The 14,138-nt window shown below is 61.8% G+C and carries 10 protein-coding genes; all 10 read right to left on the reverse strand.

Features of this window, described 5'->3' with window-relative positions; genetic code table 11:
* Positions 1-18: 18 nt before the first annotated feature.
* Positions 19-1,785: an SLC13 family permease gene (locus J7557_RS20745; protein ID WP_291422230.1), complete on the reverse strand. Its 1,767-nt coding sequence runs from the start codon at positions 1,783-1,785 to the stop codon at positions 19-21.
* Positions 1,786-1,886: 101 nt separating this feature from the next.
* Entirely contained in the window at positions 1,887-4,286 is a 2,400-nt protein-coding gene (gene treY, locus J7557_RS20750) for a malto-oligosyltrehalose synthase (protein ID WP_291422232.1), read from the reverse strand.
* A complete protein-coding gene (locus J7557_RS20755) occupies positions 4,283-6,199 on the reverse strand; it encodes an alpha-amylase family glycosyl hydrolase (protein ID WP_291422234.1) in 1,917 nt (638 codons plus the stop codon). Before J7557_RS20755 ends, treY begins: the two co-directional genes overlap by 4 nt.
* A gap of 215 nt (positions 6,200-6,414) precedes the next feature.
* On the reverse strand, positions 6,415-7,092 hold the full coding sequence (locus J7557_RS20760) for a hypothetical protein (protein WP_291422236.1): 678 nt from the start codon (positions 7,090-7,092) through the stop codon (positions 6,415-6,417).
* On the reverse strand, positions 7,092-8,135 hold the full coding sequence (locus J7557_RS20765; RefSeq protein ID WP_291422238.1) for an ABC transporter ATP-binding protein: 1,044 nt from the start codon (positions 8,133-8,135) through the stop codon (positions 7,092-7,094). The genes J7557_RS20760 and J7557_RS20765 overlap by 1 nt, the downstream gene beginning before the upstream one ends.
* 4 nt (positions 8,136-8,139) lie before the next feature.
* Positions 8,140-8,982 carry a carbohydrate ABC transporter permease gene (locus J7557_RS20770; RefSeq protein WP_291422239.1) on the reverse strand — a complete coding sequence of 281 codons (843 nt, stop codon included), beginning with the start codon at positions 8,980-8,982 and terminating at the stop codon, positions 8,140-8,142.
* Positions 8,972-9,889, reverse strand: a complete 918-nt coding sequence (locus J7557_RS20775; protein WP_291422241.1) for a carbohydrate ABC transporter permease — start codon at positions 9,887-9,889, stop codon at positions 8,972-8,974. Before J7557_RS20775 ends, J7557_RS20770 begins: the two co-directional genes overlap by 11 nt.
* Positions 9,890-9,973: 84 nt before the next feature.
* Positions 9,974-11,242, reverse strand: coding sequence for a sugar ABC transporter substrate-binding protein (locus J7557_RS20780; protein ID WP_291422243.1), 1,269 nt, complete (start codon positions 11,240-11,242; stop codon positions 9,974-9,976).
* Positions 11,243-11,270: 28 nt separating this feature from the next.
* Entirely contained in the window at positions 11,271-12,884 is a 1,614-nt protein-coding gene (locus J7557_RS20785; RefSeq protein WP_291422245.1) for an FAD-dependent oxidoreductase, read from the reverse strand.
* Positions 12,881-13,915, reverse strand: a complete 1,035-nt coding sequence (locus J7557_RS20790; protein ID WP_291422247.1) for a LacI family DNA-binding transcriptional regulator — start codon at positions 13,913-13,915, stop codon at positions 12,881-12,883. Before J7557_RS20790 ends, J7557_RS20785 begins: the two co-directional genes overlap by 4 nt.
* Between the last annotated feature and the right edge of the window lie 223 nt (positions 13,916-14,138).

A 14,138-nucleotide genomic window follows, 5' to 3' on the forward strand; every position in this document is an offset into this window, starting at 1 on the left:
CCACTTTCATTTTCGGGTCTAGAGCGCCCAAACCAGCAACAGCATGGGTACGGAAACCAGGATCACGAGTAGGGATAGAGGCAGTCCGAGACGCCAGTAGTCACCGAAGCGGTACCCACCGGGCCCCATCACCAGCGTGTTGCACTGGTGGCCGATGGGGGTGAGGAAGTCGGACCCCGCGCCAATGGCGACCGCCATCAGAAAAGCCTCCGGCTGGTAGCCGAGATCGGCGGCGAAGGTTGCCGCAATAGGCGCCATGACCAGCACGGTGGCGGCATTGTTGAGAAAAGGCGTCACGGCCATTGCGACGACGAGAATGAGCGCTAGGGCGCCATAGGCGGGCAAGACCGATGCTGTCGAGGAGAGCCAGTTGGCAATCAGGTCGGTTGCGCCAGTCGTTCTCAGCGAGTCGCTGACGGGAATGAGGGCCGCCAACATGATCAGGATGGGGGCGTCGACATGCGAATAGACATCGCGGATCGGCACAGTGCGCGTCACAACCATCAGTACCGCCGCGGTGAAAAATGCGATCGGCACCGAAACGAGCCCCAGTGCCGTGCTGCCCATCGCCAGGACGAGAATGACAACGGGAATGATACCGTTTCTAAAACTGCCGATCGTCAGGTTGCGCTCTACCAGCGGCAGACAGTTCCAATCACGCAGTCTTTCGGGAAGCGTGTCGAGATCACCCTGCAGCACAAGCACATCGCCAACCTGGAAGCGGATTTCGCCGAGACGATCCGTGAGACGCTTTTCCCGCCGGCTGACTGCCAATAGATTGAGGCCGGCAGCATCGAAAAGGGCCAGTTCCTTCGCATTGCGGCCGACGAGCGAAGAACTGTCGCCGACCACCGCTTCGACGACGCCAACCTCCCGGGAGGACACTGCCTGGTCCCGCCTTTCAGAAAAGGCGAGCTTTCCCTGGGACACGATCCTATCGAGTGCCTCGGGCTCGCCTTCGACGATAAGCAGTTCCCCGGCCTGAACCAGCGAGTCAGGCAGAGGCAGACGGCGCTTGCCGTTCGGGGCAATGATACCAGTGATCATCGCCTGTCCCCCACCGAGGCGCTGCACGGCGCCCACGGTCTCTCCGACACTTGGAGACTCCGCCGGCACGCGAACTTCGGTCGTGTAGTTCTTGATTGCAATCGCCTGGTCGAGCGAGCCTTTTACCTGCGTACGCTCCGGGAGAAGGCGGTAGCAAAGACCTAAAAAGATCACGCCGACCAAAGCCAGCGTCGCGCCAACTGGCGTGAAATCGAACATGGTGAAGGGCGCACCCGTCAGCTCTTCGCGAACCCGCGAGACGATGACGTTTGGCGAAGTGCCGATCTGGGTCATCAGGCCGCCCAGCAGCGCCCCAAAAGACATGGGCATCAGGAACAGCGAAGGGGAAACACCTGACTTTCTCGCCATCTGGAACGCGATGGGGATCATGATGGCCAGGGCGCCGATATTCTTGATGAAGGCTGAGAGCAGCGTCACCGTCAAAACCAGAACAACGAGCTGCGCCCGTGGTGTCCGAAGATTGGGCGCGAAGCGCCGAACGGCAACTTCCATCACGCCGGACCGCGCCACCGCAGCGCTGACAATGAGAGCACTGCCAACGATGACGACGATATCATCAGAGAGACCTGAGAACGCGTCCTCGGGTGCTACAATGCCCACCGCGACCGCCGCCAAGAGCGCGCCAACGGCGACCAGATCGTAACGCCACCTCCCCCAGACAAATGCGACCATCATGAAAAAGATTGTGCCGAAGGCGAAAATCTGAGGGGTAGTCATCGAATGAGCTCCATCGGATTGGAGCAACGGCTGACACGGCGATTAGTCTATGATGCGGAGCAATTTTTCCGCATCAGCGGTGGCAAGGGTATCGCCCGACCTCAGGCAATGAATACGCCAACAGGACCGTCACCATCTCCGGCAACGCATTTACCAAAACCCGACGTGTCGCCGAGGCCCGCAGAATGCCACCGCGACAGATCGGCTAATACTGTCAGCGTCACTCCAGAATGCCGACGCCGAAATCCAAGGCGAGCCTGGCCAAGGTCGATCGGCTCGTAGCTACCCTTGGAAAACAGCACTGGGTGGCTCTGGCGCAGTTCTAGGAGTTGCTGGGTCATCACCAGCTTGTCGTCCCGGCCCGCTTCGGGTTTGGTTAGTCGTCTCCAGAGAGCTGCAAAGTCGAGAGGCCGGCGATTGTCCGGATCAACGAAGCTCTGCTCCCAGTCTTCTGCCCCGCGATAAATGTCGGGCACACCGGGGAGCGTGAATTTCAACGCGACATGGATCAGCGTTTTGCGCCGACCGATCGCTTCATAGCGCGTGCGCACTGAATGAAAGCTGTCACGGAAGCCCTCGTCGGCAAGCATGCCGTCGATTAGTGTCTCGACCTTCTTCTCGTAGCTAAGAACATTGACCCCCCAATCGCTGCGTTGCCGCGCCTCGCGCAGGGATTTGGTCATCGCGCCCTTGAGCCGATCGGCAAAATCCTGGGTGATCCCAACAATCGGCCAACCGCCGAGGAGGAGTTGAAACAGCAGATAGAGATCGTTGGGATGAATATCTTCCGCCTTGCTGCCCAGAAGGGAACGCCAGGTGATAACCGCTTCCGCCCAATGACTGGGATCATCGGCGATGGCCGAAGTCAGCAACCGAATGTCCTCGCCTCTTTTGGTGTCGTGCGTTGACGTTCCAATCAGGCAATGCGGATGCCGATCCAATCGCCGGATGTTTCTGTCGTGAAAGCTGGCGATCGACTGATTGAACCGGTCGGGATGGGCGCCGACCTCATTGAGCGAGACCAGGCGATTGTAGCGATAAAGAGATGTGTCCTCGACGCCCTTGGCCATCACTGGACCCGTATATTGCTGAAAGCGGCCGACAACCTCTGCGGCTTGATGCGCGTCGTAGCTGCTGTTCAGAGTGCCGAAGAGAAGTGCCGCTATAAAGTCGAAGGTCGCTGGCTGAATTTGCGGCTGCGCGCGGGCGGCTCGCGCCAGAGCAAGGGAGAGCTCCCGGCGATCCATCGACCCGGGAACGCCATCGTGGGCATAGACGCGATAAACATCGAGTTGCGCAATCAGCTCGCGCCAGACACGCTTCAAGGCGTGCTCGGTGAGATCAGCCGACGCAGCAACGGACCAGGCCAGGCGAGCCGTGCGGCTTGCCAGATTACCCAACTCCGCTGCAAGCTCATTGTCCATCACCCGCAACTTGCAGCGATAGGCCTCGGCATGCGGAGCCGGCACCGCCCCGACGAACCCCGTGTACGCTTCGGTCAGGGCCTGCTCCCCTTCGGCTCGGGTCAGCACTCGGGTCAGATCGGCGCCCACTTCATAGCCAGTCGTACCCTCGACCGGCCAGTCGCGGCGAATATATTCGTGCGGCGCGAGGATCTTTTCGACCGCGAGATAGATAGGCCGCGGCGATTTGCGCCGGAGCATTTTCAAGTAGCCCAGCGGATCAAGAAGACCATCGATATGGTCGATCCGCAGACCGTCCACCAAACCCTCCGCAATGAGGGAAAAGATCAGCGCGTGTGCATGATCGAATACCTCAGGGCGATCGATCTGGATGCCAGCCAGTTCGCTGTTGATGAAGAAGCGCCGATAGTTGATCTCGTCAGCGGCCGTTGCGAAATGGGCGAGACGCCAATGCTGGCGCGATATGAGTTCTCGCAGGGCTTCGGGCTCAGCATGCGCCGCCACGACGGCATCGACCTCGCCATAACGGTTGATGAGAGCAACGCCATCGTCAGTACGGATGGGCAGTTTCTCCTTGTCATAGGCCCAGACTGCAAACCCTTCTGCATCCGCCTTGAGGCAAATGTCGCCGTCGGCCAAGACCTCGGCAAAGGACTTGCCGAGAAAAGGCAAGAGCACTTTGCCGTCCATGCCCGGGCGCGACGGATGCCAATCGATGTCGAACCAGTCAGCATATCGGCTGTCGGGGCCATGCCTCAGGACATCGAGCCATAGAGCATTACTCGCCCCGCCGATGCCCATGTGGTTGGGCACGAAGTCGAGAATGATGCCCATGCCCCGCGCCTCTAGCGCAGCGGCCAGGGCCCGGAAATCATCGCGAGTACCAATCTCGGGGTTGATCCGGGCATGGTCAACTGTGTCATACCCGTGCGTACTACCCGGCTGCGCCATGAGAATGGGCGAAAGATAGGCGTGGCTGACACCCAGTTCGTCGAGATAGGGCACCAGCCCCTTGGCATCGGAGAGGCTGAAATCCTTGTTGAGCTGCAGACGATAGGTAGCGCGAGGCGGCTTCACTTGCGCGCCTCGCTGCGCAGCATCAGGGTGCAGTCGCTGGGCAGGATCCAGAAATGTTCGGGGTCGACCGGTCGGCGCCCCGCACCATCATAATCGGGATGCTCGCTGCTCCAGGTCAGCGACCAAACGCTCCCATCCGGCGGCGCTAATAGCGGTTCCGCGGTGACCGCCATGGGTAGGTCGCGACCGAGGTTGAAAAGGATGAGCCGGTGCCCCGCCGGGTCCGGCGTCATATAGCGCAGCAGCAGGGCGCCATCTCCGAGCACTGCCCCGTCGATCCGCCGCTCAGTCTCCTGCGAAAAAATCGGGTCTGTCCGGCGTAGCTTCAGCAGGTCACGATGGAGCGCAAGTAGCCCCTGATGCCGTTCCGCCTCGGCCCAATCGAGCTTGCTCTGCGCGAAGGTGGCCGGGTCCGCCGGATCGGCCAACCGCTCCAGCATGGCGGGATCAGCAACACCTGGGAAATTCTTCAAAGACGTCCTTCGTCCTGCGACCACCGCCTTGCCATGCTCACCCTCAATGCCAAAGAAATAATAGAATGGCCGGGTCGAGCCGAATTCCTGTCCTTGGAAAAGGCAAGGCGTCTGGGGGCCCAGCAGCAGTATGCCTGTGATAGCCCGCAGACGCGCCGGACTGAGCAGCGAACTCAACCGAAGACCACGCGGCGAATTGGCGACCTGATCGTGGTTTTCAAGGAAATGGACGAAATGCCGGGGCGGCGTCTCGAGATTATAGGTCCCATAGGCCTTGTCACGGGCATCCGAGCGCTGGCCCTGGTAGAGAAAACCATATTTCAGCGCCGAGACCAGTTCCTGCGGTGTGCCGCGATAATCGCGATAGTAGAAATCGTCGTGCCCGGTGGTGGCGACCCGCAGCGTGTGCTGAAAATCATCGCTATACATCGCATCGACGCCGAAGCCGCCGATATCAGGGCTTTCGATCATCCGCCGTTCCTGCGGCTGGTTCTCGACCACGACATAGGCCGAGCGGGGCTTGGCGGCCTCTCTCACCGCTTCCGTCAATTCGGCGAGGATATGTCGCTCACTGCTGTCGAACATGGCCTGCACCGCATCGATCCGCAGCCCATCGAGATGAAAATCCCTGATCCAGTAGACGGCATTGTCGATGATGAAATCCCGCACAGCTCGCGCACCTTCACCATCAAAGTTAAAACTGGCGCCCCATTCGTTCTCGCAGCGGCTGGTGAAGTAGTAGTCTGAATATGCCCTGTAATGGTCCCCAAGCCCCACGTGATTGTAGACGACGTCGAGAATGACCCCCACGCCGACACTATGCGCCGCATCGATGAAAGCACGCATCTCGTCGATCGTTCCGTAAGGAGCAAAGGGCGCAAAAGGCAGCGTCGTGTCGTAGCCCCAGCCGAAAGCGCCGCTAAAGGTACCTACCGGCATGAGCTGAATAACTGTGATGCCAAGGTTCTTTAAGTGTTCGAGCTTGGTCGCTGCCGCGAGCCAGGTCCCCTCATTTGTAAACGTACCGATGTGAAGCTCATAGATCACTTGGTCACCGTTCGACACGCCAGCCCAATAGCGGTCAGTCCAGGCAAAACTGCTCGAAACGACCACTGATGGCCCGTCATTGCCGTCCGGCTGGAAGCGAGACGCCAAGTCCGGCACGGGATCTCCACCATCCAATCGGAAGGTGTAGCGCGCTCCGTTGCCAACACCACCTATAAGGCTACCAAAGTAGCCATCCCCTAAGTCGTCCAGTTTGAGCAGGCCCTTCCCCTCGATCTCGACTTCGGCGCGAGCCCGGCCCAGGGCCCAAAGAAGAAAATGGGTTCCCTGCTCATTGGGAATTGCCCCGAAATTTCTACGAAGTGACATGGAAAAGCTCGGGCGTACGGACAGAGGGCAAACGGCGGTGGCGGCCTGGGGTTCCTGTGCTGCCAACTGATTACGTCTCCCCGCCTCGCTCGTCCTTGTGAGGAGAACAAGGATCAAACTCCTATGTTTTGCCGTAGTGAGGCATGAACGGAGACTAATATCGGCGAGATGTATGACTACATCGGGATGCTCTACAACCCGACCCCAAGCACGTCCGCAATGGAATGCTATTGCCGGTCGAGTTCGAAAAACGATACCAAATCTAATCCCGAAGGGGCCTATCAGAGGTCGCGCCAAACCTGCAGTGCTTGGGCCATGCTTCTGGGTGTCTCACCGGTAACGATCGCCCCCAGAAGTGGAGCCGCAAGTCCTACGGCCTTAAGCCGAAGGCCATCTTGTGGTGTGAGCTTAAGCTGGCTGGGAACGATCACCGGAACATCGACCGCTGCAGCGATCTCGGCATAGCGGGCGAGGTCGGCATCGGTCATCGACGTGCGATAGCGCCCGAATTCCATAATCGAGGCCTCGACGATGCAGCCGGGAACGGCCGCAATCTCGGCTATGTCGTCGGGCGTACTGGTCGAGGAGAGGGCCGGCATGGGGCGCAGGCGTGACTGCAGCAGGTGGGGCTGCATGTGGTCGATATAGACGTTGAAGCCTTCGAAGCCGAGATCGGCGAGGGCGTCCATCTCTTGGGCTGTGGGTACGGTTTCCTGGCCGGCCATGACGAGCAGCGGGCAGCCGAGTTTGGCGAGCTCTTCGAAGAAGGGGCGTTCTTGCTCGAAAGTGCCGAATGTTGTGCCGGTGGCGCGGTGGTAGGCGTTGAGATGAGTCTTGAGGGCGAAGGCGCCGCCGTCGAGGGCGGCCTTGGCGAGGTCGAGGTCGTGGCGGGCGAGGGAGACGATGACCGGAAATTCGCCGGAGGTCAGGGCGGTGTAGAGTTTGGTCGGGCGGTACATCAGTCGATCCGGGTGCCGGTGGCGTCGAAGAGGTGGATGGCGTTGGCGTCGGGGCGGATGCGGATGGTCGTTCCCGGCTGGGCTTTGATGCGTTCGCGGAAGACGGCGCTGATGGACTGCTCGCCGAGGGACAGGGAAACCTGGGTTTCCGAACCCATGGGCTCGACGAGTTTGACCACGGCCTCGACGCCGTCGTCGGCCAGCATCAGGTGTTCGGGTCGGACACCGTAGGTTGCCTTGCCGGATGTCGGCGCATTGGCCGGGAGCGGCAGGGTGATGTTGCCGGCCTTGAAGCCTGCAGGGGTCAATTCGCCTTCGATGAAGTTCATGGAGGGGGAGCCGATGAATCCGGCGACGAAGAGGTTTGCCGGGCGATCGTAGAGGTCGAGCGGAGCGCCGACCTGTTCCACCTTGCCGCCATTCATCACGACGATGCGGTCGGCCATAGTCATGGCTTCGACCTGGTCATGGGTGACGTAGACGGTGGTGACGCCGAGGCGCTGGTGGAGGCCCTTGATCTCGCCGCGCATGACGACGCGGAGTTTTGCGTCGAGGTTGGACAGAGGTTCGTCGAAGAGGAAGACCTGCGGGTTGCGGACGATGGCGCGGCCCATGGCGACGCGCTGGCGCTGGCCGCCGGAGAGCTGGCGGGGATAGCGATCGAGGAGATGGGTGAGGCCGAGAATGCCGGCGGCCCATTGGACGCGCTCGGCGATTTCGGCTTTCGAGCCACCGCGGTGTTCGAGCGAGAAGCCCATGTTTGTGGCGACGGTCATGTGCGGATAGAGCGCGTAGTTCTGGAAGACCATGGCGATGTCGCGGTCTTTGGGCTCGAGGTCATTGACCACGCGGCCACCGATCTCGATGGCGCCGCCGGTGATGGTTTCGAGGCCGGCGATCATGCGCAGCAGGGTGGACTTGCCGCAGCCGGAGGGGCCGACGAGGACGACGAACTCGCCATCGGTAATGTCGATGTCGATGCCATGCAGCACGGATGTGGCGCCATAGCTCTTGGTGACGGATTTGAGGGTAACGGGAGCCATGGGGTCAGCCTTTCAGCCCGGTATGGGCGAGCCCTTCGACGAACTGCTTCTGCGCCACGATGAAGACCAGCAAGACGGGGATGGCGGTCATGGTGGCAGCGGCGAGCTGGATGTTCCACATGGCCCCGCCATAGGCGTCGGTGAACTGGGTCAGGGCCTGGGGCAGAGTGAACATCTGGGTCGAAGAGAGGAATACGATGGGTTCGAGATAGAGGTTCCACGAGTGGAGGAAGGTGAAGATCGCCACGGCGCCGAGGGCGGGTTTTGCGAGCGGCAGGGCGATGGTCCAGAAGATCTTGAAGCGGCCGAGGCCATCGACGCGGGCTGCTTCTTCCAGCTCGTTGGGGAGCGCGATGAAGAACTGGCGCATGACGAAGGTGGCGAAAACCGAGGGCGCGCCGAAGATGGGCACGAGGATCAGCGGCCAATGGGTGTTGATCATGCCCCAGCCGAGGAAGATCTGGAACAGCGGCACGATGGTGACTTCGGAGGGGATCAGAAGGCCGAGCAGCACGACCATGAAGATGGCATTGCTGAACGGGAATTTTATGCGCGCGAAGGCGTAGCCGGCCATGGAGGAGATGACCATGGTGCCGACGGTGACCAGGGCGGCGATATAGGCCGAGTTCCAATACTGCCGGGCGAATGGCTGCAGCTCGAAGACCTGGGCATAGGTCGAAAAATCGAAGCGGCGCGGCCAGAGGTCGGGCGGGAAGGCGAAGATGTCGCTGATCGGTTTGACCGACGAGGTGATCATCCACCAGGTGGGGAAGACGAAGGGGATGAGCAGGATGCACATCAGCCCGTAGAGGGCAGTCTTCATGCGGGGGCTGAGATCAGTTTTCATAGAAGACGATCCGCTTGCGGAGCTGCCACTGAACGAAGGTCAGGACCGCGACGATGACGAAGAGCAGGATCGACAGGGTCGAGCCATAGCCGAAGAAGTGGAACTGGAAGGCCTGCTGATAGAGGTAGTAGACCAGAACCGTAGTGGTCATGCCTGGGCCGCCCTGGGTGAGAACGGCGATCTGGGCGAAGACCTGGAGGGAGCCGACGATGGTGATGATCGAGGTGAGGAGGATCGTGGGCGAGATCATTGGCAGGGTGATGCGGCGGAATTGCTTGAAACCGCTGGCGCCATCGACCCGCGCGGCCTCGTAGAGTTCCTTGGGCACGCCCTGAAGGGCGGCGAGGAACAGGATCATGTTGAGGCCCACATTCTTGAAGACCTGCACGACGACAACGGAAATCATGGCCGTGGTGGGGGTGCGGAGCCAGTTGGGGCCTTCGATTCCGAGCATGGCCAGCATGCCGTTGATGCCGCCATTGTTCTGGAGGAGGAAGCTCCAGACGATGGTCCAGGCGACGAGGGAAACGACAACAGGCGAGAAGAACAGGGTGCGGAAGACCACCATGCCTTTGAGCTTCTGGTCGAGGAGGACGGCGAGAAGCAGAGCCAGCGACATATTGAGGATGACGAGGCCGGCCGAGAAGATGGCGGATGCGATGAGCACCTGCGGCAGGTTCGGGTCGGCTAGCAGCATCTGGTAATTGGCGGCGCCGACGAAGTTGAAGCTCGCGGCCAGCACGTTCCATTCGTGGAGGGAATACCAGAAGACGAGGCCGAGCGGCACGAGCACGAAGGTGATGATGCCGATGAGCTGGGGCGCGATGAAGATATAGCCTGCCGCCGCGTCGCGCCGGGCGATGGTCCAGAAGGGCGGCTTGTGCGGCGCTTGTGTGGGCTGAGACATGGAGGTTCCTGCGGCGGCGGCCTGGTGCCGCGCGGTAGTGGGAGGAAGGGGCGGTGGCCGCCCCATCCCAAGGTCAGCTAGAGATCAGCGTGCCAGCAGCGGGCTGACGCTGGAACACACGTTTGCGAGCACGGCGGCGACGTCGGCTTCCGGGACCCAGAGGGAGTCGAGGCCAGCGCGGATGGTCTGCTGGATCTGGGCGAAATTGGTGTGGCCCGGCAGAACGGTGCCGTTGGCGATGCCTGATATCACGACGTTTTCGATCTGCTCGGGAGAGAGCAGCGGGTTGGTCGAGGCGAGGGTTTCGGCATTGAGGAGGCTGGCGCGGGCCGGCGGGAAGAATTGGGCCAGCTTCTTGGAATTTTCGGCATTGGTCATGTAGCCGAGGAATTCGACGGCGACGTCCTTGTTGGCCCCCTTGGCGAAGGCGCCGACACCGGCTTGGCCGACGACGGAATACTCACCGGCAGGGCCGGCCGGAAGCGGCACGAGGTCCCAATCGAAGGGATTTTCCTTGGGCAGCAGCGAGGCACGGCTAATCTGGGTGATGGTCATGCCGGTTTCGCCAGCGAAGAAGTCGATGTCTTCGCCCGGGCCGGGCATGGCCTTGTCGGTGAAGATGGCCTTGTGGATAGCGGTCAGCGCATCGACCATGGCCGGCTCGGTGAAGGTGCAGGTCTTGCCATCCGCGCTCCAGGGGGCGGCGCCCCAGCCGTTCCAAATGGAGGCGAGGTTCTGCCAGGTCTGGAACTTGAAGTCGCGGACGACGAGGCCGGTTTTGCCGGACTGACCGACCGTGGCGGCCGAAGCGAAGGCATTGTCCCAGGTCCATTCGCCGGCGGCGATCAGTTCGGCCGGGGTTTTGGCGCCTGCGGCCTTCAGCACGTCGTTGTTCGCGAAAATGGCGAAGGGCGAGGTCGAGAAGGGATAGGCGTAGAGCTGGCCGTCCTTGGTCCAGAGGGCGGTGGCCTTTTCCGAGACGTCGGCGAGATCGTAGCCTTCGGTTGCGGCAAAGGCGTCGGTCAGCGGGGCAAGGGCGCCGGAATTGACGAAGTCGGCGGCGGTGGTTTCGAGAATCCAGGCCAGATCAGGCGGGTTGCCGCCGGCGATCTGAGTGGTCAGGGTCGTGGTGTAGCTGTCGAAGGGCAGAGGTTCGAAGGTCACCGAGACATTGGGGTGGGTAGCTTTAAAACCCTCTGCGATCTCGTTGAACATGGCGAGATGGGCTTCGTTGGCGCTCCAGATGGTCATGCGTAGATTGACCGCGTCCTGGGCCCAGGCCGTGCCGGCGGCGGCAAGGCCCAGAATGATGCCGGCCGTTGCGGCCGTGGTTTTCAGCAGATGTTTCGTCATTGTTTCCTCCCTGGATGACATGAGTTGGTTAGTAGCCACGCACGTCGGGCCAGCGGATTTCGATGCCTTCCGCATGGAGACGTGACTGGAAATCGGTGAGCAGGGCGTCGTCGGCCTGCACCTGGTGCGGCGTGAGCCCGTGGTTGAGGCAGTGGGCGGCAAGGAGCCCGGCGACTTCGCCGACGTTCCACTCGACCGGATGCAGTCGGTAGCAGCCATTGGTGATGTGGGTGGTGCCCATGTTCTTGCCGCCGGCCAGCAGGTTTTTCACGCGGCGCGGCAGCAGCGAGCCGAGCGGGATTTCGAAGGGCGCGGATTCGACGTCGACATAGTTGTCGCCACCCGTGGAAGGGTGGAGGTCGATGCGGTACATGCCGATGCCGACGCTGTCGCGATACTGTTTTGACAGCGTGTTGCCGTGGATGGTCATCGAGACGTCCTGCTCGACGATGCGGGTGACGGGCAGGATGCGGCGGCTTTCGCGGATATAGGGGGCCATGGCGAGGCCATGGTCGGCGCCGGTGATGTCGCCGCGGAGGCGGAGGCCCGGAAAACCCTGGCCGCCGTCGAGGCGGGGGGCTTCGGTCTGGAGCCAATAGAAGACGGAGTAGGAGAGGTCGGCGGCGGATTTGAGGTGCGCGGCCTTTTCTTCCTCGGAGACGTCGATGATGGAGCCGAGCATGTAGTCGATCATCGGCCAGTTCACGAGGCAGATGTCTGAGCCATAGGCACCGGGCACGAAATTGCGGCGAGCGGCGATGCGGCGGAAGGTCCAGAGATTGCCGTCGCCGGGATTGCGGCGCTGATCGGCGTCGACCAGCAGCGGATCGTCGTCCGGGTTCGGGGTGAAGCTGCGCTCGGTGATTTCGAGGGTGCGCGGGTGGGGAGCCTTGAAGCCGAGCAGCGGGCCGCCCCAGAAATCGGGCTGGTATTGGCGCCAGAAATCATAGTTCGCCGGCTTGTCGATGACCTGGTTGCCGTCGACGTGGTCGATGGCGAAACAGACGGAGACGGCCTGCACGTTTTCGGGCTGGGCGGTTTCGGGCGCGCTAGGTTCGCCGGTGTCGGACTGGGATTCGAAGCCCTTGGCGTATTCGGTGCCGGTGAGGGGCAGGAGATCGCCGAGTTCGGTGGCGTCGACGACGTAGGAGGCGGAGACGGTGATTTCTGCGCCGGTGTCGCGATGGCGGAGGGTGATGGCGCGGACCGCGTCGCCTTGCACGTCGGCGGCGATGGGCAAGTAGGGTTTTAGTACGCGGAGCTGGCCGCCGCCGCGCCAGGGGGCGAGCATGGCTTCTATGACGGCGAGGCCGGTGCGGGGCTCGGCGCAGAGGCGGCTGACCCATCCCGCGCCGGGGTTGAGATCGCCCCAAGCGCGGCTCTCGGCGGTCAGCGGATAGTGGTCGCGATAGTATTGGCGGATGCCATTGCGGAGCTGGCGATAGGAGCGGGTGATGCCGAACTGCTCGACCCAGGAATGCTCATCGGGCGGGACGGCCTGGCTCGTGAGCTGGCCGCCGAGCCAGTCGAATTCCTCGGTGAGAATGACTGTGCGGCCAGAACGAAGGGCGCCGAGAGCAGCGGCGACGCCACCGAGGCCACCACCGACGACGAGGAGATCAGCGGAAAGTTCTTTGGTCATTTGGTCTTCTTGGTTTTGGAGGAGGGAGCGCCGAGGGTGTCACCCTCGAGCGGCTCGCAATGGAGGAGGAGCTGTTCCACCGGGGCATCGTGCTCGACGCGGCGGACCAGCATTTCGGTGGCAGCGCGGGCCATGGCCTCGCGCGGAATGGCGAATGAGGTGAAGCGGCGGCCGGGTTCTTCGGCGCGGATGTGATTGCCGAGGACGACGATGGACAGATCGTCGGGAATGGATAGGCCGCGCTCGCGGGCGGCGTGTTCGATGGCGATGGCGTCGGCGAGTTCGGTGACGAAGACGCAGGTGGCGCCGGCCGCGAACAGGATGTCGAGGATTTCGTTGGGCGGGCGGCCGACTTCGAAGATCGAGGTGACGAGTTCGGCTTCGCCGACGGAGCGAGAAAAACCGTACCAGCGGTCGACGGTGGATTCGGCGCCTTCATTGAGGCCGACATAGGCGATCCGGCGGTGGCCGAAGGATTTGGCGCGCTCGACGAGGGCGGAGGTGGCAGGGGCGTAGTCGCCACCGACATAGGGGACGGGACCGCCGGCGTCGTCGCGGCGGCCGACGGCGACGAAGGGGAAGTCGCCGGCAACGAGGCGGGCGAGTTCGGTATTGTCGAATTTGCGGCCGAGGATGACGCAACCATCGGCGAGGCGGAGCCTGGCATTCTCGCCGAAAATCTTGCGCTCGCGCCCTGCCCCGGTCATCAGCAGCAGATCGTAACCCTTGTCCTGCGCCGCCTCTTCGATGCCGAAGAGGAAGGGGGTGAAGAAATCTGCCTGACCGGAGGGAAAGGCCGGCTCATACGTAAAGACCCCCAGGATACGATTGAGTCCCTTGACCATGCGGCGAGCAACCGGGTCGGCGACATAGCCCGTATCTCGAATGACCTTTTCAACGCGTTCTCGCGTCTCCTGCGGGATGCGGGCCCGGGAAGACGGTGCGCCGTTGAGCACAAATGACACCGTCGCCTGGCTGACTCCGGCCAACTGAGCAATATCCTTCTGCGTCAGTCGCCTGTTTGCAGCCAATCGCCCCTCCCCAGTTTGCTAATACGTATTATCTGCTAATGCGTATTAGCAACTCAACTGACGCAGGTCAATGGTGTCTTGGGCGAAGCAACGTCTTGGCGCCGTGTGTCTCTGACAAACGCTCGGTGCAACCAAAACCTATGCGGCGCCGTTAATGCGCGACTGCATAAGGGGCGATTGTGCGTAGCGAAATCGATGGCTTAGCCGACATTTTTCCTGGCGA

The organism is Devosia sp. (assembly GCF_017744655.1).
GTDB lineage: Bacteria > Pseudomonadota > Alphaproteobacteria > Rhizobiales > Devosiaceae > Devosia.

Bases quoted from the DNA above. Each gene is read 5' to 3' on its own strand.
- J7557_RS20785 (WP_291422245.1), bottom strand. From the start codon at position 12,884: ATGACCAAAGAACTTTCCGCTGATCTCCTCGTCGTCGGTGGTGGCCTC.
- J7557_RS20770 (WP_291422239.1), bottom strand. From the start codon at position 8,982: ATGAAAACTGATCTCAGCCCCCGCATGAAGACTGCCCTCTACGGGCTG.
- J7557_RS20780 (WP_291422243.1), bottom strand. From the start codon at position 11,242: ATGACGAAACATCTGCTGAAAACCACGGCCGCAACGGCCGGCATCATT.
- J7557_RS20775 (WP_291422241.1), bottom strand. From the start codon at position 9,889: ATGTCTCAGCCCACACAAGCGCCGCACAAGCCGCCCTTCTGGACCATC.
- J7557_RS20745 (WP_291422230.1), bottom strand. From the start codon at position 1,785: ATGACTACCCCTCAGATTTTCGCCTTCGGCACAATCTTTTTCATGATG.
- J7557_RS20765 (WP_291422238.1), bottom strand. From the start codon at position 8,135: ATGGCTCCCGTTACCCTCAAATCCGTCACCAAGAGCTATGGCGCCACA.
- J7557_RS20760 (WP_291422236.1), bottom strand. From the start codon at position 7,092: ATGTACCGCCCGACCAAACTCTACACCGCCCTGACCTCCGGCGAATTT.